The 25428-nt window shown below is 58.2% G+C and carries 22 protein-coding genes; 15 read left to right on the forward strand and 7 right to left on the reverse strand.

The window, feature by feature from the left end; genetic code table 11:
- The first annotated feature begins 144 nt into the window (after window positions 1-144).
- The 7 genes from K6R05_RS01235 (at window position 145) to K6R05_RS01265 (ending at window position 9069) form a co-directional block, all read left to right on the forward strand.
- Window positions 145-1311 carry an HD-GYP domain-containing protein gene (locus tag K6R05_RS01235; RefSeq protein ID WP_161734086.1) on the forward strand — a complete coding sequence of 389 codons (1167 nt, stop codon included), beginning with the start codon at window positions 145-147 and terminating at the stop codon, window positions 1309-1311.
- Window positions 1312-1419: 108 nt separating this feature from the next.
- A complete protein-coding gene (kdpF, locus tag K6R05_RS01240; RefSeq protein ID WP_010253443.1) occupies window positions 1420-1509 on the forward strand; it encodes a K(+)-transporting ATPase subunit F in 90 nt (29 codons plus the stop codon).
- On the forward strand, window positions 1509-3197 hold the full coding sequence (kdpA, locus tag K6R05_RS01245) for a potassium-transporting ATPase subunit KdpA (protein WP_222924866.1): 1689 nt from the start codon (window positions 1509-1511) through the stop codon (window positions 3195-3197). Before kdpF ends, kdpA begins: the two co-directional genes overlap by 1 nt.
- Window positions 3194-5242, forward strand: a complete 2049-nt coding sequence (gene kdpB / locus K6R05_RS01250) for a potassium-transporting ATPase subunit KdpB (RefSeq protein WP_161734090.1) — start codon at window positions 3194-3196, stop codon at window positions 5240-5242. Before kdpA ends, kdpB begins: the two co-directional genes overlap by 4 nt.
- A gap of 10 nt (window positions 5243-5252) precedes the next feature.
- Complete coding sequence (gene kdpC, locus K6R05_RS01255; protein ID WP_222924867.1) at window positions 5253-5819, forward strand: potassium-transporting ATPase subunit KdpC; 567 nt, start codon at window positions 5253-5255, stop codon at window positions 5817-5819.
- Window positions 5820-5835: 16 nt separating this feature from the next.
- On the forward strand, window positions 5836-8511 hold the full coding sequence (gene kdpD / locus K6R05_RS01260) for a two-component system sensor histidine kinase KdpD (RefSeq protein WP_161734094.1): 2676 nt from the start codon (window positions 5836-5838) through the stop codon (window positions 8509-8511).
- A gap of 54 nt (window positions 8512-8565) precedes the next feature.
- Window positions 8566-9069, forward strand: coding sequence for a TIGR00645 family protein (locus K6R05_RS01265; protein WP_222924868.1), 504 nt, complete (start codon window positions 8566-8568; stop codon window positions 9067-9069).
- A 34-nt stretch (window positions 9070-9103) separates the two neighbouring features.
- Here K6R05_RS01265 and K6R05_RS01270 read toward each other — a convergent pair whose 3' ends face one another.
- Window positions 9104-10072 carry a LysR family transcriptional regulator gene (locus K6R05_RS01270; RefSeq protein WP_222924869.1) on the reverse strand — a complete coding sequence of 323 codons (969 nt, stop codon included), beginning with the start codon at window positions 10070-10072 and terminating at the stop codon, window positions 9104-9106.
- A gap of 93 nt (window positions 10073-10165) precedes the next feature.
- On the opposite strand from K6R05_RS01270, the gene K6R05_RS01275 reads away from it, so the two are divergent.
- From K6R05_RS01275 to K6R05_RS01290, 4 genes are all read left to right on the forward strand, one after another.
- Window positions 10166-11368 carry an MFS transporter gene (locus K6R05_RS01275; protein ID WP_222924870.1) on the forward strand — a complete coding sequence of 401 codons (1203 nt, stop codon included), beginning with the start codon at window positions 10166-10168 and terminating at the stop codon, window positions 11366-11368.
- A 61-nt stretch (window positions 11369-11429) separates the two neighbouring features.
- Window positions 11430-12776 carry a cation:proton antiporter gene (locus tag K6R05_RS01280; RefSeq protein WP_222924871.1) on the forward strand — a complete coding sequence of 449 codons (1347 nt, stop codon included), beginning with the start codon at window positions 11430-11432 and terminating at the stop codon, window positions 12774-12776.
- A gap of 22 nt (window positions 12777-12798) precedes the next feature.
- On the forward strand, window positions 12799-13143 hold the full coding sequence (locus tag K6R05_RS01285; RefSeq protein WP_222924872.1) for a hypothetical protein: 345 nt from the start codon (window positions 12799-12801) through the stop codon (window positions 13141-13143).
- 168 nt (window positions 13144-13311) lie between these two features.
- On the forward strand, window positions 13312-14208 hold the full coding sequence (locus tag K6R05_RS01290; RefSeq protein ID WP_161734102.1) for an alpha/beta hydrolase: 897 nt from the start codon (window positions 13312-13314) through the stop codon (window positions 14206-14208).
- Between the two features lie 109 nt (window positions 14209-14317).
- Here K6R05_RS01290 and gorA read toward each other — a convergent pair whose 3' ends face one another.
- The gene (gene gorA, locus K6R05_RS01295) at window positions 14318-15670 is read right to left on the reverse strand and encodes a glutathione-disulfide reductase (RefSeq protein ID WP_161734104.1); all 1353 of its coding nucleotides are present in this window, start codon (window positions 15668-15670) and stop codon (window positions 14318-14320) included.
- 128 nt (window positions 15671-15798) lie between these two features.
- On the opposite strand from gorA, the gene rnz reads away from it, so the two are divergent.
- On the forward strand, window positions 15799-16710 hold the full coding sequence (gene rnz, locus K6R05_RS01300) for a ribonuclease Z (protein ID WP_161734106.1): 912 nt from the start codon (window positions 15799-15801) through the stop codon (window positions 16708-16710).
- Here rnz and K6R05_RS01305 read toward each other — a convergent pair.
- Window positions 16707-17525, reverse strand: a complete 819-nt coding sequence (locus K6R05_RS01305; RefSeq protein WP_161734108.1) for a CPBP family intramembrane glutamic endopeptidase — start codon at window positions 17523-17525, stop codon at window positions 16707-16709. The genes rnz and K6R05_RS01305 overlap by 4 nt on opposite strands.
- Before the next feature lie 7 nt (window positions 17526-17532).
- Window positions 17533-18375 carry a 23S rRNA (adenine(2030)-N(6))-methyltransferase RlmJ gene (locus K6R05_RS01310; protein WP_161734110.1) on the reverse strand — a complete coding sequence of 281 codons (843 nt, stop codon included), beginning with the start codon at window positions 18373-18375 and terminating at the stop codon, window positions 17533-17535.
- 406 nt (window positions 18376-18781) lie between these two features.
- Here K6R05_RS01310 and prlC point away from each other — a divergent pair, with 406 nt between their 5' ends.
- Both prlC and rsmJ read left to right on the forward strand, forming a co-directional pair.
- Window positions 18782-20824, forward strand: a complete 2043-nt coding sequence (gene prlC, locus K6R05_RS01315) for an oligopeptidase A (RefSeq protein WP_161734112.1) — start codon at window positions 18782-18784, stop codon at window positions 20822-20824.
- A gap of 8 nt (window positions 20825-20832) precedes the next feature.
- A complete protein-coding gene (gene rsmJ / locus K6R05_RS01320) occupies window positions 20833-21591 on the forward strand; it encodes a 16S rRNA (guanine(1516)-N(2))-methyltransferase RsmJ (protein ID WP_222924873.1) in 759 nt (252 codons plus the stop codon).
- 190 nt (window positions 21592-21781) lie between these two features.
- Here the strand turns inward: rsmJ and K6R05_RS01325 are convergent, their stop codons facing one another.
- A complete protein-coding gene (locus tag K6R05_RS01325) occupies window positions 21782-22024 on the reverse strand; it encodes a hypothetical protein (RefSeq protein WP_222924874.1) in 243 nt (80 codons plus the stop codon).
- A 440-nt stretch (window positions 22025-22464) separates the two neighbouring features.
- The gene (gene uspA / locus K6R05_RS01330; RefSeq protein ID WP_161734119.1) at window positions 22465-22902 is read right to left on the reverse strand and encodes a universal stress protein UspA; all 438 of its coding nucleotides are present in this window, start codon (window positions 22900-22902) and stop codon (window positions 22465-22467) included.
- 415 nt (window positions 22903-23317) lie between these two features.
- Between uspA and uspB the strand changes: the two genes are divergently transcribed.
- On the forward strand, window positions 23318-23653 hold the full coding sequence (gene uspB / locus K6R05_RS01335) for a universal stress protein UspB (protein ID WP_150011237.1): 336 nt from the start codon (window positions 23318-23320) through the stop codon (window positions 23651-23653).
- Between the two features lie 36 nt (window positions 23654-23689).
- Here uspB and pitA read toward each other — a convergent pair whose 3' ends face one another.
- Window positions 23690-25192 (reverse strand): inorganic phosphate transporter PitA, encoded by a 1503-nt coding sequence (gene pitA, locus K6R05_RS01340; RefSeq protein ID WP_150011381.1) that lies wholly within the window; start codon window positions 25190-25192, stop codon window positions 23690-23692.
- Window positions 25193-25428: the final 236 nt, after the last annotated feature.

A 25428-nucleotide genomic window follows, 5' to 3' on the forward strand; every position in this document is an offset into this window, starting at 1 on the left:
TTAACCATGATGGGCAGAGCGTGAGACAGGATGCTTCTCCTCTGACCACTCGCCCGCGCGCCGCCTCCGCACAAAACAGCCTGAAGAATATTTGTCCAGCTGCCGATATCACCTTACCACCCGCTGATCGTAAGGAGTGATAGCGTGATAAAGCTGATTACCATTGATGAACTGCGCCCTGGGATGTTTATCCACAAGCTGGAGGTCTGGTGGATAAAGGACGAGCGCATTCATAATCAGATGCTGATCACCGATCCACGACAAATCGCCACGTTACGCAGTGAAGGGATCCGCCAGCTCTGGATCGACCTCGATCGATCTGTGCAGGCGCCGATCGCCACCTCGATCGCGAAAAGAACCATTGGGCGTACCCCATTTTTTCAGGAACTGGACCAGGCACAGCTGATCTTTCAGCAGGGCAAACCGAAAGTACTGGCGATGTTCAACGAAGCGCGGCTGGGTAACGGCCTGAAGCTTGATTATATGATGGATCTGGTGGATGACATCGCCGGCTCGATCACGCGTGAACCCTCAGCGATGCTCAGCGTGGCGCGGCTGAAAAATCATGATGACTACACCTATCTGCACTCCATGGCGGTCTGCGGGCTGATGATTGCACTGGGTAAAAAACTCGGGCTGGATGAGCAGCAGCTGCGTCGGGTGGGCATGGGCGGTTTACTGCATGATGTCGGCAAAGCCGCTGTGCCGCTGGCGATCCTGAACAAAGCGGGCAAGCTGACGGAAGAGGAGTTCAGGGTGATGCGCGAGCATCCGGTGGTGGGCACGCAGATGCTGATTGAAGCCGACGCCGATGACGATTTGCTCGATATCGCCCTGCATCATCATGAAAAATATGATGGCAGTGGCTACCCGCACCGTCTGAAAGGGGAAGCGATTTCGTTCTACGCCCGGATGGCAGCGGTGTGTGATGTCTACGATGCTGTCACCTCAACCCGCTCCTATCGCAACGGCTGGACACCGGCAGAGGCGATGCACCAGATGCTGAGCTGGCGCGGCCATTTCGATCCGGGCCTGCTGCACACCTTCGTGCGAACCATCGGCATCTATCCGGTAGGTTCGCTGGTGCGTCTGGCTTCCGGCCGGGTGGCGCTGGTGGTAAAGGCAGGCGAAAAATCGCTGATGCGCCCCTGTGTGCATGTCTTCTGGTCGCTGCACGCCCAGCGCGAAGTGAAACCGGAGGAGCTCGACCTCGGCGACAGTTTCTGCACCGACAGTATTGTGGGCGCAGAGGACAGTGCACTATGGGGTAACGTCGATCTCAATCGTATCTGGGCGCTGGAAGTCGCCTGATTTTTCGCCATTTTTACACTATTTTTACGCCCGCCCGCTGCATTTTAACCCCTTCTTTATACGCCTCCGCGCAAGCTACGCCATAAATCCAATCCTCTGGAGGTTCCTGTGAGCGTGGGCGTAATAACCGGCATTGTGCTGGTGGTGTTGTTACTGGGCTATCTGATCTATGCCCTGTTAAATGCGGAGGCTTTCTGATGGCGGCCAATGCTTTTTTACTCATCGCATTTTATCTGGTGCTGCTGATGGTGCTGGCGCAGCCGCTTGGCCGGGGCCTGGCCGCGTTAGTGGCCGACAAGCCGGTGTTTGCCCGGCTGGAAGCGCCGCTGTGGCGACTGCTGGGCGCGCAGCAATCGGACATGCGCTGGCCGCACTACCTGCTGGCGATTCTGCTGTTTAATGCGCTGGGTTTCGTGGTGCTGCTGGCAATATTGCTGATGCAGGGCGCGCTGCCGCTGAATCCGCAGCAGCTGCCTGGCCTGAGCTGGCATCTGGCGCTGAACACCGCCGTGAGCTTCGTCACCAACACCAACTGGCAATCCTACAGCGGCGAAAGCACCCTGAGCTATTTCAGTCAGATGGTGGGCCTGACGGTGCAGAACTTCCTCTCAGCCGCAACCGGGATCGCCGTGGCGTTTGCGCTGATCCGTGGCTTCGCTAACCGCAGCGCTGCGACCCTGGGTAACGCCTGGCGCGACCTGACGCGCATCACGCTCTATGTCTTACTGCCGATCAGCCTGCTGGTGGCGCTGTTCTTTGTCAGTCAGGGCAGCATCCAGAACTTCGCACCTTATCACAGCTTCACCACGCTGGAAGGCGTGCAGCAGACGCTGTCGATGGGACCGGTGGCGTCGCAGGAAGCGATCAAAATGCTGGGCACCAACGGTGGCGGCTTCTTTAACGCCAACTCCTCCCATCCATTTGAAAACCCGACGGTGCTGACCAACCTGGTGCAGATGCTGAGCATCTTTCTGATCCCGGCGGCGCTCTGCTTCGCGTTTGGCGAAAGCGTACGCGATCGTCGTCAGGGCCACATGCTGCTGTGGGCGATGACGCTGATGTTTGTCGCGGCGGTATCGGTCGTCATGTGGGCCGAACTGCAGGGCAACCCGCATTTCCTCCAGCTGGGGGCCGACAGCGCCGTCAACATGGAAGGCAAAGAGACGCGCTTTGGCATTCTTAACAGCAGCCTGTTCGCGGTCATTACCACCGCGGCCTCCTGCGGTGCGGTGAATGCCATGCACGACTCCTTTACTGCGCTGGGTGGCATGGTGCCGATGTGGCTGATGCAGCTGGGCGAAGTGGTGTTTGGCGGCGTCGGTGCCGGTCTCTACGGCATGCTGCTGTTTGTGCTGCTGGCGGTGTTTATCGCCGGGCTGATGATCGGTCGTACCCCGGAATTCCTGGGCAAAAAAATCGACGTCTGGGAGATGAAGATGACCGCGCTGGCGATTCTGGTCACCCCGGCGCTGGTGCTGATCGGCACCGCGCTGGCGATGATGACCGACGCTGGCCGCAGTGCAATGGCGAACCCCGGCATTCATGGCTTCAGCGAAGTGCTCTACGCCGTCTCCTCGGCGGCCAACAACAACGGCAGCGCCTTCGCCGGGCTGAGTGCTAACACGCCGTTCTGGAACCTGTTACTGGCGGTCTGCATGCTGCTGGGCCGCTTCGGCATCATCATTCCGGTGATGGCGATAGCCGGTGCGATGGCGGTGAAAAAAGTGCAGCCGGTAGGTAACGGCACGCTGCCAACCCACGGTCCGCTGTTTATTGCCCTGCTGATCGGCACGGTGCTGCTGGTGGGTGCACTGACCTTTATTCCTGCTCTGGCGCTGGGCCCGGTGGCTGAGCATCTGCAACTTGTTCAGGGACAATCCTCATGAGTCGTCAACAACAGGCATTATTTGACGCAGCGCTGCTGCGTACCTCGGCCTGGGATGCGGTGAAAAAGCTCGATCCCCGGGTACAGTTCCGTAACCCGGTGATGTTTGTGGTCTGGCTCGGCAGCGTGCTGACTACGCTACTGGCGCTGGCCATGCTGTCTGGCCGCATCAGCGGCAGCGCCAGTTTTACCGGCGCGATTGCGCTCTGGCTCTGGTTCACCGTGCTGTTCGCCAACCTGGCGGAGGCGCTGGCTGAAGGGCGCAGTAAAGCCCAGGCGAGCAGCCTGAAAGGAGTGAAAAAGACCAGCTTTGCCAAAAAACTGTCAGCGGCGCGTTATGGCGCGGAGTGGCAGCAGGTCAGTGCCGATGCGCTGCGCAAAGGCGACGCGGTGCTGGTCGAAGCGGGCGACATTATTCCCTGCGACGGTGAAGTGATAGAGGGTGGTGCCTCCGTGGATGAGAGCGCCATTACCGGTGAATCTGCACCGGTGATCCGTGAGTCAGGCGGTGACTTCGCCTCCGTCACGGGCGGTACGCGTATTCTCTCTGACTGGCTGGTCATTACCTGTAGCGCCAACCCGGGTGAAACCTTCCTTGACCGGATGATCGCCATGGTGGAAGGTGCGAAACGTCGCAAAACCCCGAATGAGATTGCCCTGACCATCCTGCTGGTGTCGCTGACTATCGTGTTCCTGCTGGCGACCGTCACGCTCTGGCCGTTCTCGGCCTGGGGCGGCAAGCCGGTCAGCATCACCGTACTGGTGGCGCTGCTGGTCTGTCTGATCCCCACCACTATCGGCGGGCTGTTGTCGGCGATTGGGGTGGCGGGGATGAGCCGTATGCTGGGTGCGAACGTCATTGCGACCAGCGGACGTGCGGTGGAAGCCGCAGGCGATGTGGATGTGCTGATGCTGGACAAAACCGGCACCATCACGCTGGGTAACCGTCAGGCGACCCAGTTCCTGCCCGCGCCGGGCGTCAGCGAAGAGCAACTGGCCGACGCCGCGCAGCTCGCCTCGCTGGCCGATGAGACACCTGAAGGCCGCAGCATCGTGGTGCTGGCGAAGCAGCGCTTTAATCTGCGTGAACGCGATCTCAGCAGCATGGGCGCCAGCTTTATTCCGTTCTCAGCCCAGACCCGCATGAGTGGCGTAAACGTGCAGGACCGGTTGATCCGCAAGGGTGCGGTCGATGCGGTACGTCGTCATATTGAAGCGAACCATGGCCGTTTCCCTGCCGAGGTCAATGCGCAGGTGGAAGAGGTGGCACGCAGTGGCGGCACGCCACTGGTGGTGTCAGAGGGCGCGAACGTGCTGGGCGTGGTGGCGCTGAAAGATATCGTGAAGGGCGGCATCAAAGAACGCTTTGCCGAACTGCGCAAAATGGGCATTAAAACGGTGATGATCACCGGCGATAACCCGCTGACCGCCGCGGCCATTGCGGCGGAAGCGGGCGTGGATGACTTCCTGTCAGAGGCGACGCCGGAAGCCAAACTGGCGCTGATCCGCCAGTATCAGGCAGAAGGACGGTTAGTGGCGATGACCGGCGACGGCACCAACGATGCGCCTGCCCTGGCGCAGGCGGATGTGGCGGTGGCGATGAACTCCGGTACCCAGGCGGCGAAAGAGGCGGGCAACATGGTCGATCTCGACTCGAACCCGACCAAGCTGCTGGAAGTGGTGCACATCGGTAAACAGATGCTGATGACGCGCGGTTCCCTGACCACCTTCAGTATCGCCAACGACGTGGCGAAATATTTCGCCATCATTCCGGCGGCGTTTGCGGCCACCTATCCGCAGCTCAACATGCTGAACGTGATGCAGCTGCACTCGCCCGCCAGCGCGATTCTGTCGGCAGTGATCTTTAACGCCCTGGTGATTATCTTCCTGATCCCGCTGGCCCTGAAAGGCGTCAGCTACCGCCCGCTGAGTGCTGCTGCGCTGCTGCGCCGCAACCTGCTGATTTACGGTCTGGGTGGCCTGCTGGTGCCGTTTGTCGGCATCAAAGCGATCGATCTGCTGTTAGTGCTTTCAGGCATGGCCTGAGGAGAAAAAAATGAGTCAGTTACGTCCGGCAATTTTACTGTTGTTGTTGCTTACGCTTGTGACCGGCGTGGTTTATCCTTTCCTCACCACCGGGCTGGCGCAGTGGCTTTTTCCGGCCCAGGCCAATGGCTCGCTGCTGGAGGAGGAGGGCGTGGCGCACGGATCTGCGCTGATTGGGCAGAACTTTACCCAGCCCGGCTATTTCTGGGGGCGTCCTTCAGCCACCAGTGATAAAGCCTATAACCCGCTGGCCTCGGGCGGCAGTAATCTGGCCGCCAGCAACCCGGCGCTGGATAAAGCGGTGGCCGACCGCATCGCTGTTCTGCGGGCCGCCAATCCCCAGGCAGCGGCCGCCGTGCCGGTTGAGCTGGTGACTGCTTCCGCCAGCGGGCTGGACCCGGATATTTCGCCTCAGGCTGCACTGTGGCAGGCTCTGCGTGTCGCTGCCAGCCGCAAGGTGCCGGTGGCACAGGTCGAGGCGCTGATTGAAAAGATGACGCATCGTCCGCTGCTGCCCTTCCTCGGCACACCGACCCTCAATGTGTTGCAGCTGAATATAGCGCTCAACGAACTGTAATGGTGTAAAGGAAGCGATGAACCACGAACCCCAGCGTCCCGATCCCGACGCGCTGCTGCAGGCTAACCGCGAGAGTCATCGCGGACAGCTGAAGATTTACTTTGGTGCCTGTGCGGGCGTGGGCAAAACCTACGCCATGCTGCAGGAGGCACAGCGGCTGCGTGCGCAGGGTCTGGATGTGCTGATCGGCGTGGTAGAGACCCACGACCGGCCGGAAACCGCGCAGCTGCTGACAGGCTTAACCCTGCTGCCGCGGCGCGCAACCGGCCGCTCGCGTCATGCGGAGTTTGATCTTGATGCTGCGCTGGCCCGCCATCCGGCGGTGATCCTGATGGATGAGCTGGCGCACACCAACGTGCAGGGCTCGCGCCATCCCAAGCGCTGGCAGGATATTGAGGAGTTGCTGGAAGCGGGCATCGATGTACTGACCACCGTCAACGTACAGCATCTTGAGAGCCTCAACGATGTGGTCGGCGGCGTCACCGGCATTCAGGTGCGCGAAACCGTGCCCGATCCCTTTTTCGACAGCGCCGATGAAGTGGTGCTGGTCGATCTGCCGCCCGACGATCTGCGGCAGCGGCTGAAAGAGGGCAAAGTCTACATTGGTGACCGCGCAGAACGCGCCATCGAAAACTTTTTCCGCAAAGGTAACCTGTTCGCCCTGCGTGAGCTGGCCCTGCGTCGCACCGCCGATCGGGTGGATGACCAGATGCGCGCCTGGCGCGATCAGCAGGGACGGGATCGCGTCTGGCACACCCGCGATGCCATTCTGCTCTGTATTGGTGACGACAGCGGCAGTGAAAAGCTGGTGCGCACCGCCGCCCGGCTGGCAGCACGGCTCGGCAGTGAATGGCACGCGGTCTATGTCGAAACGCCGCGGCTTAACCGGCTGCCGGAAGCGCGGCGACGGGCGATTCTGCGTACCTTACAGCTGGCGCAGGAGCTGGGCGCAGAAACCGCCACGCTCTCGGAACCGGATGAAGCGGAAGCGGTGCTGGGCTACGCCCGCGAACACAACCTGGGTAAAATCGTCACTGGCCGTCGCCCGCAGCGGCGCTGGCGGCGTGACAGTTTTGCCGAACGTCTGGGTCAGCTTGGCCCCGATCTCGACCTGCTGGTCGTCGCACTGGATGAGCCGCTGAAGGATGCGCCGCATCCGCTGCCGGATGGCCGCGTCACCAGTGAAAAATGGCGCATTCAGCTGCGTGGCGTGATGATGGCGCTGGTGCTCTGCATCGTCGTCACCGCAGCCGGACAGTCTGTGCTGATCAATTTCGATCCCGCCAACTGTGTGATGATCTACCTGCTGGCGGTCGTGATCGTGGCGCTGCGCTATGGCCGCTGGCCGTCGGTGATCGCTACGGTGATGAACATCATCGCCTTTGACCTCTTCTTTGTGGCCCCCACCGGCACGGTGGCGGTCTCCGATCTGCAATATCTGGTGACCTTTGGCGTGATGCTGGCGGTGGGCGTCATTGTCGGCAATCTCACGGCCGGGGTGCGCTATCAGGCGCGGGTGGCGCGCTACCGCGAACAGCGGGCGCGCCAGCTCTATGAGATGGCGAAATCGCTGGGCAGCGCGCTGACGCCGCAGGATATTGCCGCCACCAGCCAGCGTGTGCTGGATGCCACGTTACAGGCGCGCTGCCTGCTGCTGCTGCCGGATGAGCAGGGCGAGCTGCAACCGGTGGGCGAGGCGTTACCGGCCAGTGAGCCGGATCGTGCGATTGCGAAATGGAGTTACAGCAAAGGCCAGCCTGCGGGTGCGGGCACCGATACCTTACCGGCGGTGCCCTATCAGATCCTGCCGCTGAAAAGTGGCGCGCACTGCCGTGGTTTGCTGGTGGTGGAGCCGCAGAACCTGCGTCAGTTGATGATCCCCGAACAGCAGCGGCTGGTGGAAACCTTTACGGTACTGATTGCCAATGCGCTGGAGCGGATGGCGCTGTCGCACAGCGAGGCAGCCTCCCGTCTCTCGGCAGAGCGGGAACAGCTGCGCAATGCGCTGCTGTCGGCGCTGTCGCACGACCTGCGCACCCCGCTGACCGTGCTGTTTGGTCAGGCGGAAATGCTGATGCTCGATCTGGCCAGCGACAACTCAAAATATGTGCCGCAGGCCAGCCAGATCCGCGAGCAGACGCTGAGCACTATCCGGCTGGTGAGCAATATGCTGGATATGGCGCGCATTCAGTCGGGTGGCCTCAACCTGCGTGAGGAGTGGCTGGCGCTGGAAGAGGTGATCGGCGGGGCGCTGAGCAGCATGGCACCGTCGCTGAAAGGGCATGAGGTTCAGCTCGATCTGCCGGACGATATCGTGCTGATCAAAGGCGATAGTACGCTGCTGGAACGCGTTTTCACTAACCTGATTGAGAACAGCCTGAAGTATGCCGGTAACAGCGCACCACGCGGCATTCGCGCCTGGCGTGCCGCATCACGACTGGAGATTGCGGTCTGGGATAGCGGACCGGGCATTGCCGAAGACGACTTAAGCCGGATATTCGATAAATTCTGGCGGGGCGACAAAGAGTCGGCGGTGCCGGGCGTCGGGCTGGGTCTGGCAATCTGTAAAACCATTATCGAGAGCCACGGCGGTCAGATCTGGGCCGAAAACCGACCCGAAGGGGGTGCGGCATTTCGTCTCTCGCTGCCACTGCCGCCGGTCCCTGAAATTTCTGACGAAGGGCTGAAATAACTTCACAGTTGATCGGTTATACTCCCGGACCTGTTTGATTATTCGTGGGATTGTATGGAACGTTTTACCGAAAACCTGATGTATGCATCGCGCTGGTTGCTGGCCCCGGTTTACATTGGACTTTCGCTGGGATTACTGGCGCTGACCATTAAATTTTTCCAGGAAATTTTCCACCTGCTGCCCAACATTTTCAGCATTGCGGAAAACGATCTGATCCTGCTGCTGCTGTCGCTGGTGGATATGACGCTGGTTGGCGGCCTGCTGGTGATGGTGATGCTGTCGGGTTATGAGAACTTCATCTCCAGGCTCGATATCGACGAAGATAAAGAGAAGCTGAGCTGGCTGGGCAAGATGGACTCCGGCTCGCTGAAAAACAAAGTCGCCGCCTCCATTGTCGCCATCTCCTCGATCCACCTGCTGCGGGTGTTTATGGAAGCGCGCAACGTCGAAAACGACAAGCTGATGTGGTACGTGATTATCCACCTGACCTTTGTGCTCTCCGCCTTTGTGATGGGCTGGCTGGATCAGATGTCGCGCAGCGATAAAAAACCGAAGTAACCTCTCTGGCGGCCCGCTGAGGCGGGCGCCTGTTTTACCCTTTCCGCTCTGCTCCCCCTGAACGACCCGCTGGCTGTGAGGCCGGACGCGTGCCCGCCAGCTGCGGCATCACCTCTTTGATCATGGCAAAAAAGTGTTGCAGCCTGGCCGGGTAGTAACTCGCCCAGGGATAAGTCAGCCACACCGGCAGCGGCGGGGCCTGCCAGGCGGGCATCAGCTGAACCAGACTGCCATCCGCTAAATCGTCCTGTACCGCCCACGAGGAGACAATCGCCGCGCCCATCCCGGCCAGCGCCGCTTTGCGCACCGCATATAAACTGTCGCTGCTCAGCCGGGGCGTAATCGCCAGGTTCACCGGCTGGCCGTCGTCAATCTTCTGCAACGCCACTTCATTACGGTAAAAGCTGGTCAGCGCCAGCCACGGCAAATCGCGCAGCTGTTCCACCTGTTCAATCGACGGATGCTGCGCCAGCAGGTGCGGGGCCGCCACCACAATGCGTGGCACTTCGGCTAACAGAATCGCCACGACCGAAGGATCGGTGGGCGCACCGACCTGAATGGCGCAGTCCACGTTCTCCGCCATAAAGTCGGGCGTGCGGTCATTCAGCATCCACTCGATATTGAGGCGGGGATAGCGGTGCAGATAGTCCACCAGCGGCGCGATCAGCTGATCCTGACCAAAGGCGTGCGGCGCACGAACCCGCAGCGTACCGACCGGGTCATCGCTGGCGCCGGTCAGCTCATCTTCCAGCGCATGCCAGGTCGCCAGCAGCTGCCGTGCCCGGGCGTAGCAGCGTTCGCCATCATCGGTGAGCTTCAGCGCATGGGTGGTGCGCAGGATCAGCTTGAGGCCCAGCCGCTGCTCCAGGGTCTGCAAGCGACGGCTGACGGTAGGCTGTGTCGTGCCGAGCTGGGCCGCGGCGGCGGACAAGCTGCCACTCTCGACAATACGGATAAACGTCTGCATCAGGTCGATGCGATCGCTGCTGTTAGGGTTGTTCATACGTACCACGCATAACGGTTTTGCCTGATGTCAGTCTACCGCGTATAACCGTGATGCGCTTTAATGATGTGACGAAATGATGAGGATTACAGCATGTCAGCCATACAGACTCAGACGCAAAATGAATCGCTCTCCACACCGCTGGTGTTTACCCTGGCCGCCGGAGCCGGGCTCAGCGTCGCATCGATTTACTACAGCCAGCCGATGCTGGATATCATCAGTAAGCAGTTTAATGCGGGTATCGGCGCAGTCGGCATGGTGCCGATGCTGACCCAGGCGGGCTATGCGCTGGGTATTCTGCTGCTGGCCCCGCTGGGCGATCGTCATGATCGTCGCACCATTATCTTTATCAAAGGGTTACTGCTGGTCGCGGCGCTGTTGCTGTGTGGTTTTTCCGGCGGACTCAGCGCGCTGCTGGTTGCCAGTTTTATCACCGGGCTGACCGCCACCGTGGCGCAGGACATTGTGCCCGCGTCGGCGGCGCTGGCGCCGGAACGCAGCCGGGGTAAAACAGTCGGCACGGTGATGACCGGGCTGCTGGTGGGCATCCTACTGTCGCGGGTGGTCAGCGGGGTGGTGGCAGAGTATTTCGGCTGGCGCACCATGTATATGATCGCCGCCCTGGCGGTGCTGCTGATTACGCTGACGCTGTGGCGGGTGTTGCCGCGCTTCGCGCCGGGCTCTTCGGTGAGCTATCCGCGCCTGTTGCTGTCGCTGGTGCATCTGTGGCGTCACCATCAGACGCTGCGCCGGGCTGCGCTGGCTCAGGGTCTGCTTTCTGTCGCCTTCAGCGCCTTCTGGTCAACGCTGGCGTTGATGCTCAGCGACCGCTTTCATCTGGACAGTGCGGTGGCCGGTGCCTTTGGTTTAGCCGGTGCAGCAGGTGCCATGGCAGCCCCGCTGGCGGGCAGTTTCGCTGACCGCATTGGCCCGGCAAGGGTTACGCAGGCCGGTGCCGCGCTGGTGACGATCTCTTTTGCACTGATGTTTCTGCTGCCGCTGCTGCCCATGCCCGCGCAGCTGGCGCTGATTGTCCTCTGCACCATCGGCTTTGATTTAGGGGTGCAGGCCACGCTGGTGGCGCATCAGACACTGGTCTATGGCCTGGCACCCGAAGCGCGCAGCCGCCTGAATGCGCTGCTGTTTACCGTGGTGTTTATCGGTATGGCTACCGGTGCGGCAGTGGGGAGTCTGGCGCTGGCGCACTGGGGCTGGAATGGCGTGGTTGCGCTCGCCACCCTGGCCGGTGCCGCCGCGCTGGCGGTTCGCTTCGCCAGTCGTCACCTGAAAAACTGACATCGCGCCCGTCAAAAAATGTGCCAGGCTTATTCATAAACCCGAAATATTCTGGAGTGTTATGAACTTTTTAGCCTGGACAGCAGCGACGGGCGGCCTCTTGCTGCTGATGTCGCTGGCTGCCGGTTGGATTCACCGGGGGCCAGTTACCTCATTTGGTCTGTTTCTGATTGCGGGCATTCTCTGCGGCCCCTGGGGATTTGACCTCATCCACGTCGATATCGTGACCCATTCCGAAGCGGTGGCCCATATCACCGAAATCACCATGGCGGCCTCGCTGTTTATCACCGGACTTAAGCTGCGTCTGCCACTGCAGAATAACTGCTGGCAAACCGGGCTGAAACTGGCGTTTCCTGCCATGCTGTTCACCGTCGCCGCGATGACCCTGCTGGCGCATTTCCTGGTGGGATTAGACTGGCCGATTGCGCTGGCATTTGGTGCGATAGTGGCGCCGACCGATCCGGTGCTGGCGAGCTTAATCTCGGTCAACGATGCGCAGGATGATGATTCGCTGCGCGTGGCGATCTCCAGCGAAGCGGGCATGAACGATGGCTCCGCGCTGCCGCTGCTGATACTGGCGCTGCTGCTGTTCAATGGCGAGAGCCTGAATGGTGCGATGCTGGCCCACTGGGGGGCGGTCGAGGTGCTCTGGGCGATTGGCGGCGGTTTGACTATTGGTTATGTGCTAGGGCAGTTGATCGGCCTGCTGGCGACCCGACTGCGCAATGCCAATGGCGACGTCGCACCCAATGATTTTCTGGCGCTGGCGCTGATAGCCCTCAGTTATTCACTGGTAGAAGGGCTGGGCGCCTCCGGTTTCCTGGCCGCCTTTGCCGCAGGACTGGGATTACGCCGCGCCGAGCTGGGCGTGTTCCGTCGCCATCAGCCGGACGATCTCTCTGACGATGAGCGCGTGTTGCCCTCTGAGGCGCTGGTGAATCCCAACATACGCCTGGCGCATCAGGGCAACAACAATATGGTGAAGTCGATTGGGTTTGTAGTAGGCGACGCGCTCTCTTTTGGCGATACTATTGAACGTTTACTGGCGGCTGGCATGATGGTGGTGCTGGGCGTCACACTGGCGCAGCACTGGAACATCTACGGCGTGCTGATTGGCCTGGTGCTGTTTGCCGTAGTACGACCGCTGGCCGTCTGGCTGGTGACGCTGCGCGCCGGACTGCCGCTGGGGCAGCGCCTGCTGATCGGCTGGCTGGGCATCCGGGGGATTGGTAGCCTGAACTACATCGCCTATGCCTGGACGCACGGTATGCAAGGCCCGCAGATGGAAATTATGACGAATATAGCGTTAACGCTGGTGGTCTGCAGCGTGGTGGTTCACGGCACCACGGTGACGCCGCTGCTGAACTGGCGTCAGAGGCGCCTCGAAGCCCTTCAGCGCAAGGTTTAACCCGAACGAACAGGAGTTAAAAATGAAAGTGACTCAGATAGTGCTGCTAAGCCTCCTTGCCTCCGGCAGCGCGCTGGCAGCGGATGACGCTGATACTGAACAGAATATCTATGCCAGCCAGTTGTGCCACATTGTCAGCGGTGAGAAAAAAGTCGCCACGGCGGATCACTATGTCGAGCAAATGAAATCGACCGTGGCGGGCGGCCAGTCACCATCGGCGATGAATCAGCCGGAATTTGATGAAGAGTCTGCGCGTGAAGTGGCCAGTGCCTGGCTGCAACTTGGCGACGATGAGCGGGCCAAACTGCGCGTCAACGAACAGCAGTGTGAACAGGCCGTGATGGCACAATTCCAGCAGGAAGATTAAGCCCGCCGGATAAGATAATAACGCGCCTGACGGGCGCGTTTTTTTATGGCTTTTCAGGGGCCATTGCGTACATAATCGCCATCCATGGCACCAGACTTGCATCTGTTCATTCTTCGGTAGCCTGCCGCAATGGCTTGCTCATTACTCTGGCATCACACAACAGGCATTATGATTACGCGTCGACGCTTTATTCTCGGCACGGGAGCGCTCGGGCTCTCCATGACCACCGGCAAATTATTTGCCCGTGATGACATTATTCCCCTCTGGCCGGACGATCCGCCCGGCGGCGGCGGCCCATCCGGCCAGTTGCATATTAACAGCAGCGGTTCCTGGTCAAATATCGTCAGCCCGGCGATTCAGCGCTTTAAACCGGAAAATCCCAATGGCGAAGCGGTATTAATCGCCGCTGGCGGCGGTTATCGCTGGATCGGCATGGGACGTGAAGCCTGGCCGGTGGCGCGCTGGCTGAACGCCAGTGGCTATACCGCTTATGTGCTCAGCTACCGGTTACCGCATGAGAAGTGGCAGGCGGGGCGGCTGGCCCCCTTGCAGGATGCGCAGCGCGCCATCCGGCTGGTGCGCTCTTTTGAGCGTAAGGTGCATGTGCTGGGCTTCTCGGCAGGCGGACATCTGCTGGGGCTGGCGGCGGCGCGGCCAGACTTTGAATCTTATCCGGCCATCGATCCGCTGGATGAAGTGGTGCCGAAAGTCGATAGCGTCGGCCTGATCTATCCGGTCATCACCCTGGAAGCGCCTTATCAGCACACCAACACGCATCTGATGATGGTCGGCAAAAATGCCACGCCGCAGGATGAGGCGAACTGGTCAGTGCAGAACTTCGTGACCCGGCAATATCCGCCGACGTTTCTGGCGCAGGCCGAGGACGATCACACCTCCAATCCGTTTAACACCGAACTGATGCGCGACACCTGTCGCCGTAACCGCGTGCCGGTTGAGCTGATTCAGATCAGCAAAGGCGGACATGGATTCGGTCTTGGTAAAGCGGGAACGCCTGCGGCGTTGTGGGATCAGGCGTATGTACGCTGGCTGGATCGCGTAAGCTAAGTTGCACTGACGCGGTTCTGCACTGCACAGTCAGAAAGCGGATGTGAATGCGGTATAAAAAAACAGGCGACCTTAAGTCGCCTGTTTTGTTTCCGAAGCCCGGTGCGGGTTAACGCATCGTCACAAACTCTTCCGCTGCGGTCGGGTGGATCGCCACGGTGTTATCGAAGTCTTTCTTGGTCGCGCCCATTTTCAGCGCCACGGCGAAGCCCTGCAGCATCTCATCCATACCGAATCCGATGCCGTGAATGCCGACGATCTTCTCATCGGCACCCACACAGACCAGCTTCATGCGGCACGGCTGACGATGCTGGGTGACCGCGGTGTACATCGCGGTAAACGACGATTTATAAACCTTCACCTGGTCATCACCATACTGTTCGCGCGCCTGCGGCTCGGTCAATCCTACGGTGCCAATCGGCGGATGGCTGAACACCACGGTCGGCACGTTGCTGTAATCCAGATGCTCGTCCGGCTTGTTGTTAAACAGACGCTCAGAGAGACGACGGCCCGCGGCCACCGCAACCGGCGTCAGCTCAACCGCACCGGTGTTGTCGCCCACAGCGTAGACGCCTGACACATTGGTGTTCTGGAATTTATCGACGCTGATATAGCCTTTATCGTTCAGCGCCACGCCCGCAGCCTGAATATTGAGGTTGTCCGTTTCAGGCTCACGGCCAATCGCCCAGACAAGGCAATCCACAGTATAGTCGCTGCCATTTTCCAGCTGCAGCGTCAGGCTGCCATCGCTGTTTTTGATCACAGCCTTAGGAATGGCTTCGGTGTGCAGCGCCGGGCCTTCAGTGTTCATCACTTCGACCAGCGTCTCGGTGAGCAGCGGGTCGAAGCTGCGCAGCGGCGCGTGTTTACGCACGAACAGGTGGGTTTCCGATCCCAGCGCATTCACCACGCCCGCCAGTTCGACCGCGATGTAGCCCGCGCCGACAACCGCGGTGCGTTTAGGCAGCGCGTCCAGCTCGAAAAAGCCGTCAGAATCGATGCCGTACTCCGCACCCGGAATAGAAGGGTGAACCGGGCGACCGCCAGTGGCGATCAGAATGTGGTTAGCCGTAATAATCTCGCCGTTGACCTCAACGCTGTGCGCATCGACAAAGCGGGCAAAGCCTTTGATCACTTCTACTTTGTTTTTACCCAGCACGTTGTCATAAGAGCTGTGGATGCGATCGATATAGGCGCTGCGGTTTTTGACCAGCGTGGCCCAGTCGAAGCGATTGACGGTGGTGTCGAAGCCATAATCTGGCCCGTAGAGATGGATAGCTTCGGCGATTTGCGCGGCGTGCCACATGATTTTTTTCGGCACGCAACCTACGTTCACGCAGGTGCCACCCAGCTCTTTTGCTTCAATCAGGGCGCATTTCTGGCCATACATAGCCGCACGGTTAATCGAGGCGATGCCGCCGCTGCCGCCGCCAATGGCGAGATAGTCGAAATGTCGGGTCATTGAAGTATCCATCCGGTTGCATAAAAAATTGGGGTTGAGTGTAACGCTGCGGGTCGAAATGACGCAAAGTTTGCGCCTATGATTGTAATAGGGTTCTGTTTTTTCACTCGCTTACAGGGAAGCATACCATGCACCTTACTTTTCTTGGCACCGGCGGCGGTGCTCCCAGTCTGCAACGCAACGTGACCTCCATTGCTTTTACCCGTGCGCTGAGTGGTGAAACCTGGCTGTTCGACTGCGGCGAGGGCACACAGTTACAGTTTATGCGCTCCAGCCTGAAACCGGGCAAGCTGGAAAAGATTTTTATTACCCATCTGCATGGCGATCATATTTTTGGGCTGCCGGGCTTACTCACCAGCCGGTCTATGGCCGGACTGACCTCACCGATGACGGTTTATGGGCCCAGAGGATTAAAGACCTTTGTTGAGACGGCGCTGTCGATCAGCGGCTCCTATACCGACTATCTGCTGAACATCGTTGAAATTGAGGCGGGCTGGACGCTGGATGACGGTGAGTTTCGTATCAGTGCCTGGCCGCTGAGCCATCCGGTGGAGTGCTATGGCTATCGCATTGAACAGCACGACAAACCCGGCCTGCTGGATGCCGGGCGGCTGAAAGCCGAAGGGGTGCCCCGCGGACCGTGGTTCCAGCAGCTGAAGCAGGGAGAATGTGTGACGCTGGAGGATGGGCGGGTGGTCAACGGGGCTGACTACCTTGGCCCGGCGACACCCGGCAAAAAGCTGGCCATCTTTGGCGATACGGCACCCACGGAGGTCGCGCTGCAACTGGCGGCAGATGTTGACCTGATGGTGCATGAAACCACGCTGGAGGCGGCGATGATGGAGAAAGCCAACGGGCGCGGGCACTCCACAACCCTGCAGGCGGCGGAGGTGGCAAAGCGTGCCGGGGCAAAGCGGATGATCGCCACCCATTTCAGCTCCCGCTATCTGGCAAAGGACATGAGCCGCCTGCTGGCGGAGTGCCAGACCATTTTCCCCTGCACCGAGCTGGCCTCGGACCTGGCGGTATTTACGGTTTAGTGATGCAGAGCCGGATAGGTAAACAGCAGCAGATGGGTAATATTCAGAGCGAAGTGCAGGGCGGTCGCCAGCCATAAGCGGCCGCTCCAGTGCCACGCCAGACCATAAAGCAGCCCGGCCAGCGTCGCGAAAACCACCAGCAGCACGCCGCCGGTTGCATGCGCCAGCCCGAACACCAGCGCGCTGATTACCAGCGCGGGCATCCCGCCCAGCGCATCCCTCAGCCGCTGTTGCAGATAGCCGCGGAACAGCGCCTCTTCGGTCAGTGAGACAAAGAACAGGTTCGCCAGCATAAACACGGGCAGCCAGGGCGGAAAATGAGGCTCCACGGCCAGGCCGCCCAGCAGCACGGCGCTACCCAGCAGCAGCGGCACGGCGGCGATTAATGCCAGCGCAGCGATCCACGGATAACGTGGCGGGCAGGCGCGGGCGCGGAACAGCGTGGGCAGGCAGGCCAGCAGTACAAAGGGGATCAGCGCTTTATCGAAGTTGAAGGAGAAACTGAATGGCAGGCTCTGTGCGCCTGCCTTTACCTCATCGACGACGAGGGGATTGTGAAAGCCCGGAAAAAGATGGAGGAACAATCCCAGCGACATCAGCACCAGCAACGCTTCACTCAGAATATGCTGCCGGGAACGGATTGGGTCAAAGCGGCGCAGCGCGACCAGTGCCGCAATCCCGGCCAGCAGTGGCAGCACCGGCCACGTCAGGACGTCGTGATAAAACCCCAGCAGCGCGGCGAGCGCTAACAACAGTAGCGCCAGCCGCCGGGCGGGTTGCAGCGCGCCCAGTGCGCCTGCCAGCAGAATCCACATAATCGTTTTATTCAGGAACGATCTGGTTCACCACGAAGTGACCGGTACCAGCCGGAACCAGTTTTTTGTGCAGCCATGGCAGCAGAGTATTCATCTGCTGGGCCAGCTTCCACGGCGGGTTAATCACGATCATGCCGGAGGCGGTCATGCCGCGCTGATCGCTGTCCGGACGGGCGGCCAGTTCGATCTGCAGGATATTGCGGATGCCGGTTGCTTCCAGGTCGCGCAGCATGTGTTTGATCTGCTGACGCAACACCACCGGATACCACAGCGCAAAGACGCCGGTGCCAAACCGTTTATGGCCTTCCTGAATGCCTTTCACCACCGCCTGGTAGTCGCTTTTCATCTCATAAGGCGGGTCAATCAGCACCAGACCGCGACGCGACGGCGGTGGCAGTTTCGATTTCAACTGCTGATAACCGTCGGCACGGTCGACGCGCGCGCGGTTATCTTTGCTGAATTCATTGCGCAGCAGCGGATAGTCGCTGGAGTGCAGCTCGGTGAGTTGCAGTCGGTCATCTTCACGCAGCAGATGACGGGCAATCAGCGGGGAACCCGGATAGTAGCGCAGCGAGGGGCCACGATTCAGCGCACCGATCGCGTCAAAATAGGGTTGCAGCAGTTCCGGTGCATCGGGCTGTTGCCAGATGCGCGAGATGCCTTCCAGATATTCACCGGTACGCTCGGCGTGCTCGCCGCTCAACTGGTAGCGACCTGCACCCGCATGGGTATCCAGGTAGAAAAACGGTTTCTCTTTCTCTTTCAGCGCCGTGATGATCAGGCTCAGAACGGTATGCTTCAGCACGTCGGCGTGGTTGCCCGCATGGAAGCTATGGCGATAACTCAGCATTGTTTATCCTGTTGAATGTATAAGGTTTTAATTGATGGAAAATCAATTTATACCAATTATTACCTCACGTATTACCCACAGAACGACGCACAGCAACCGACGCAGGAAAAGCATGAGAATCCGCGATTATATCAGGGATGGCCTGGCGATGGGCCAGAAGCGTGATAACAAATCGGGATGACAGGGCGCGGCATCCTGTTACACGCATGCAAACGCAGAAAGCTGCCCGACGCGCCCGCCATAATCGCTGTCATGGTTTAAAAGCAGCGGGCTTTCGGGTAGCCATTCGCGTGTTTCTTCCCCACCTCATCCTGACCCCCATTGATTTTCACTACACTAAGCCGCATGTTACTTAGATTGCGTTGCGCGACCCGCTGCGCCCCATACATCGATAAAGGACTGCGCTATGACCAATCCGCTACTGACATCTTTTACGCTTCCCCCTTTTTCTGCCATCCAGCCTGAACATGTGGTGCCTGCCGTGACGGAAGTGCTGAGCCAATGCCGCGCAGAAGTCGAAAAAGTTGTGGCGCAGGGTGCGCCCTATACCTGGGATAACCTGGTTCAGCCGCTGGCGGAAACCGACGATCGCCTGAGCCGTATATTCTCCCCGGTCAGCCATCTTAATTCGGTAAAAAACAGCCCGGAGCTGCGTGAAGCTTATGAACAGACGCTGCCGCTGCTCTCCGAATACAGCACCTGGGTCGGTCAGCATGAAGGGCTGTATCAGGCGTATCGCAACCTGAAAGAGGGCGATCAATACGCGGCACTGGATCTGGCGCAGAAGAAAGCGGTTGATAACGCCCTGCGTGATTTCGAACTCTCCGGTATTGGTCTGCCAAAAGATAAACAGCAGCGCTATGGTGAAATCGCCGCGCGCCTCTCTGAGCTGGGTTCGGCTTACAGCAACAACGTGCTCGATGCCACTATGGGCTGGAGCAAGCTGATCACCGATGAAAGCGAGCTGGCCGGTATGCCGGAAAGCGCACTGGCGGCGGCAAAAGCCCAGGCTGAAGCTAAAGAGCAGGAAGGCTGGCTGCTGACGCTGGATATTCCAAGCTACCTGCCAGTCATGACCTACTGCGACAACGCGGCGCTGCGCGAAGAGATGTATCGCGCCTATGCGACACGCGCCTCCGATCAGGGACCGAACGCCGGTAAATGGGACAATGGCCCCATCATGGCGGAAGAACTGGCGCTGCGTCACGAGCTGGCTCAGCTGCTGGGCTTCGACTCCTACGCGGATAAATCGCTGGCGACCAAAATGGCGCAAAGCCCCTCTCAGGTCATCGACTTCCTTAATGACCTGGCTGAACGTGCGCGTCCGCAGGGTGAAAAAGAGCTGGAGCAGCTGCGCGCTTTCGCGCAGAAAGAGCATGGCGTTGAGCAGCTGAATCCTTGGGATCTCACTTATTACGGTGAAAAGCAGAAGCAGCATCTCTACACCATCAGCGATGAGCAGTTGCGCCCTTACTTCCCGGAAGCGCGCGCGGTCGCCGGTCTGTTCGAAGTGGTGAAACGCATTTACGGTATCACTGCGAAGCAGCGTACCGACGTTGAGGTTTATCATCCTGACGTGAAGTTCTTCGATCTGTTTGATGAAACCGGTGAACTGCGCGGCAGCTTCTATCTCGACCTCTACGCCCGCGAGCACAAACGTGGTGGTGCCTGGATGGATGACTGCGTGGGCCAGATGCGTAAAGCCGATGGCAGCCTGCAGAAGCCCGTTGCTTACCTGACCTGTAACTTTAACCGTCCGGTGAAAGGCAAACCTGCGCTCTTCACCCATGACGAAGTGATTACCCTGTTCCATGAGTTTGGTCACGGCCTGCACCACATGCTGACCCGCATCGAAGCGCCTGGCGTTTCCGGTATCAGCGGTGTGCCGTGGGATGCGGTCGAACTGCCAAGCCAGTTCATGGAAAACTGGTGCTGGGAACCGGATGCGCTGGCGTTTATCTCGGGTCACTTTGAGACCGGTGAACCGCTGCCGAAAGCGTTGCTGGATAAAATGCTGGCCGCCAAGAACTACCAGGCCGCGCTGTTTATCCTGCGTCAGCTGGAGTTCGGCCTGTTCGATTTCCGTCTGCATACCGAGTTTAATCCGGAGAAAGGCGCGCAGATTCTGGAAACCCTGCGCGAAGTGAAAAGCCGCGTAGCGGTTGTTCCGAGTCCGGAGTGGGGCCGTTTCCCACACGCTTTCAGCCATATCTTTGCCGGTGGCTATGCGGCGGGTTACTACAGTTATCTGTGGGCAGATGTGCTGGCGGCAGATGCTTACTCCCGCTTTGAAGAAGAGGGCATCTTCAACCGTGAAACCGGTCAGTCGTTCCTGGATAACATCCTGACACGTGGCGGTTCTGAGGAGCCGATGGAGCTGTTCAAACGCTTCCGTGGCCGTGAGCCGCAGCTTGATGCGATGCTGGAACATTACGGCATTCAGGGATAAGTCGGTTCGTGAAAATCTGTTTGCTCGATGAATCAGGCGCCGGAGACGGCGCCTTATCACGTTTAGCGCAGCGCTGGCAGCTGGAGCACGACGAAGACGCGCTGCTGGCACTGGTGCAGACGCCGACGCACCTTGAGCTGCGCAAGCGTGATGAGCCAAAGCTGGGTGGTATTTTTGTTGATTTCGTCACCGGAGCAATGGCGCATCGCCGTCGCTTCGGCGGTGGACGTGGCGAAGCTGTCGCCAAAGCGGTCGGCATTAAAGGCGGCTATCTGCCGGATGTGGTCGATGCGACGGCCGGACTGGGGCGTGATGCGTTTGTGCTGGCCGCACTCGGCTGCCGGGTGCGGATGCTGGAGCGCCATCCGGTCGTGGCTGCACTGCTGGAAGATGGCCTGCAGCGCGGTTATCAGGATGTGGAAATTGGCCCCTGGCTGCGCGAACGCCTGACGCTGATTCATGCAGCCAGTGCACAGGCGCTGGGCGAGATTACGCCGCAGCCGGATGTGGTCTATCTTGACCCGATGTATCCCCATCGCCAGAAAAGTGCGCTGGTGAAAAAAGAGATGCGGGTCTTTCAGTCGCTGGTCGGTCCGGATGAAGATGCGGATGCGCTACTGGAACCGGCCCGATGGCTGGCGAAGAAACGTATCGTGGTCAAACGGCCAGACTATGCACCGCCGCTGGCGGGTGTCGTGACGCAGGCGGCTGTGGTAACCAAAAGCCATCGCTTTGATATTTATCCGCCGCTGGTCAGTACGCGTTAGGTAATTATCAAGCTGAAGCAGTCACTTCAGGTCATGATAATTTCTCTGCCGGTTATGAACGCATATGTACTCTGAAAGCGAACGGTTTATCATATTGCGCTCAATAAAAAGCCTGTCTGAAATTTATTATCAGGCAGGCTTTAATTATCCGCATGCGCGTTGTCGCGTTAATACGGTGCTACTGATTCGGTCAGGCGGCTAATGTAGTCAGGAAGCCTGAAAATGCATTCAGGAAGCTTTTGGCGAAGTTCAGGCCAATGGCCTTGTAGGTCAGGCCCAGAGTCTGGCCCAGATCAGTGCTTTCCTTGATTGATGCGACGGTGGTGTCAAATAAGCCGGACACTTCAGTCAGTGCGGTATTAACCTCACCCAGAAATTCAGTCAGGCCCGCGCCGCTAACTGAAGCAATTTCTGTCTGGTTGATTTCTCTCATTTTTAATATCCTTATTGGTTTTTTAAATAATGGGGATCATTATTCTGCTTTATCCGTTGCCTGCGCAGCAGATAAGCGAGCGAAAGATAACGGATGAATTAACCTTTTCCTATAGTAAGATTTTGATAAATTACCCTTTGCTATTAATAAAATTTCTATCATTAGCGACTGGATGAATGAGCAATGTAACAATGGCTTTGAAATTATGTATGGGACGGTAATTACAGCGCTAAAAGGAAGTAATATAAACGGAGATCAGAAATGATAAAGCAGCGGATATTTAGTTTTGTGTAAAGACAGCCTGGAGGATAGGTTTATAAATAAAAATAGATTCCGATGGCGTTGCCCGGGAATCAGGAACTTAAATCGCGGGCCAGAATAAAGCGTAAATATATTCATCCCGATAAAAAGCCGGCTTACACCGGCTTTAATAACAGCGGTTACTCTTCATCTTCATCGCGCAGCGGCACAATCAGCATGTCGATGTGCACGGTGTTGATCAACTGACGGGCTGAAGACATCAGCTTGCTCCAGAAATCCTGGTGATGACCACACACCACCAAATCAACGTCATATTTTTTGATCGCATCAACCAGCACCTGGCCGAGGTCGCCACTGCCGCTCAGTGTCTCACTGATCGGATAGCCCGCAGCATCTGATAATCCTTTCAGTGCCGCATGCGTCTCTTCAGAGATGCGCTTCTGCATATCCCCTAAGTTGACATCAATCAGGCCGGTGTAAAGGTCGGAGTAATTCACATCAACGTGAATCAGGGAAATTCTGGCATCGTACGGACGAGCCAGCGAGACGGCCTTATCCACCAGCAACTGACTTTCGGGAGAAAGGTCTACTGCAATCAGGATGTGTTTATAAGCCATGATAAAACTCCTTTCACGAGATTAAGGATGGCATCCGGTGTTCCTGCCGCGTCACAGCTTAGCGAAATCCTTTGCGCGAGCGGGCGATGAGCGCCACCAAAGTGTCTACCTGCGTTGCAGGTGATGATGTTGTTATGTTCTGAGTATAGCCTTCTCTCACTGCAAATGCTGCTGTTGCCGTCTGGCTTATGAATAAGATCAAGGCTATGCCAGATTTACTCGCGCTGAACGAAAATCATCGTTGGAAAAAATGTAAAGAATTCTCCTACACTGAAAAAAGGCGGTCCGGTTCGCAGCCGCTCAGGGGGTCGAAAATTTTCGCAGTCCGGTGATTCAGTGGCTGGTTTTTTCTGCAGGCGGATACGGTGTCTGACGCTGGATCTGTTGCTGCGATGCCAGCCGGGAGGGGGAGAATATGATCAGCACTATTGCGCTTTTTTGGGCTCTTTGTGTGGTATGTATCGTGAATATGGCGCGCTATTTTTCATCGCTGCGTGCGCTGCTGGCGGTATTACGGGGTTGTGATCCGCTGCTGTATCAGTATGTCGATGGGGCGGGATTCTTCACCTCTCACGGTCAGCCGAGCAAGCAGGTACGGCTGGTCACCTATATCTGGGCAAAGCGCTATCTTGATCATCATGACGATGAGTTTATCCGGCGATGCGAGCGGGTGCGGGGGCAGTTTCTTCTGACCAGTGCGCTGTGCGGACTGGTAGTGATCAGTCTGGTGGCGCTGGCGATCTGGCATTAAAAAAGGGCGACTTGCGTCGCCCTTTTTTAGCTGGCATCACACCAGTTTTAAGGCAATCCAGTAGAGCGAACCTGACAGCAGAATACAGACCGGCAGGGTGAAGATCCACGCCATGGCGATATTCTTGATGGTCCGACTCTGCAGTCCGCCACCGTCAACCAGCATAGTACCGGCTACCGATGAAGAGAGGATGTGCGTTGTGGAGACGGGCATGCCGGTATAGCTGGCGACGCCAATCGACAGCGCTGCTGTTACCTGTGCTGACATGCCCTGTGCATAGGTCATGCCTTTTTTACCAATCTTCTCACCAATGGTGGTGGCAACACGACGCCAGCCAATCATGGTGCCAATGCCCAGCGCCAGCGCGACGGCCACAATAATCCAGATCGGCGCATACTCGATGGTGCCAAGCAGATCGCTTTTCAGCTTATTGAGGAAGCGCTTGTCATCTGGTGAGGTCTCTTCCAGACGGGCCGCTTTATCGGCGGTATCTGAGATACACAGCAGCAGACGACGCATCTGACCGCGCTGATCAACCGTCAGCTGGTCGTAGCTCTGCAGATTATTCAGTAACACCTGAGCACGCTGAACGGCCTGCAGTGCGCGCGCGCTGTCACAGTGGAACTCCTGCGGACTGGTCGCTGGCACTTCTTCCGGCGTTGGCAGCTTAGGCGGTGCCATCTGGATGATGTGGGTCAGCGAGGCGTTATGCTGCTGGTAATACTGCTCCAGGTGATTGACCGCATCGCGGGTACGCGTGATGTCATAACCGGAGGCATTCATATTCACCACGAAACCGGCCGGAGCCACACCAATCAGGACCAGCATGATCAGGCCGATGCCTTTCTGACCGTCATTCGCGCCGTGCGAATAGCTCACGCCAATGGCCGAAACAATCAAGGCGATACGGGTCCAGAACGGCGGCTTTTTCTTGCCGTCGATCTTCTCGCGGTCAGCAGGCGTCATATGAATACGCGCACGCTTTTTGGTATTGCTCCAGTAGCGACGCAGAATGAAGATTAAGCCGCCTGCGATCACCAGGCCAACGATCGGCGACAGAATCAGAGAAAGGAAGATGTTCAGGACTTTCGGGATGTTGAGTGCATCAACCACCGAGGTTCCGCTCATCAGGGCGTTGGTCAGACCGATACCGATAATGGCGCCGATCAGCGTATGGGAGCTGGAGGCCGGCAGACCGAGATACCAGGTGCCGAGGTTCCAGATAATCGCCGCCAGCAGCATAGAAAACACCATGGCGAGACCGTGAGCCGATCCAACATTTAACAACAGATCGGTGGGAAGCATATGAACAATAGCGTAAGCGACACTCAATCCACCGAGTAGCACGCCAAGGAAGTTGAATACACCCGCCATCACCACAGCAAGCTGGGCACGCATGGCACGCGTATAGATGACCGTCGCAACTGCGTTGGCCGTGTCGTGGAAACCGTTGATCGCTTCGTAAAACAATACAAACAGCAGGGCAAGAACCAATAACAGGCTAGTACTGAGGTCTAGACCAGCAAACAGATGTAGCATAAACGTTACGCCATTTTTGGAGGACATGAACGCGGCGCATTATCCGCGACAACGTGCTGTATGGGAAAGGAAAATATAGCGTTAATTTGACCTTTCGTCGTAAAGCTGAAGGGTAACTCAGCTAAAAAGGGTTAGATATTAAGCAGATACAATATGACACATTTACGGCAATTTTTTGACGCTGGCGTCTCGATGAGCAGATCACTACAATCTGCGCCTTTCCAGTTAAGTGAGTG

This window comes from Pantoea alfalfae (genome assembly GCF_019880205.1).
GTDB classification, from domain to species: domain Bacteria; phylum Pseudomonadota; class Gammaproteobacteria; order Enterobacterales; family Enterobacteriaceae; genus Pantoea; species Pantoea alfalfae.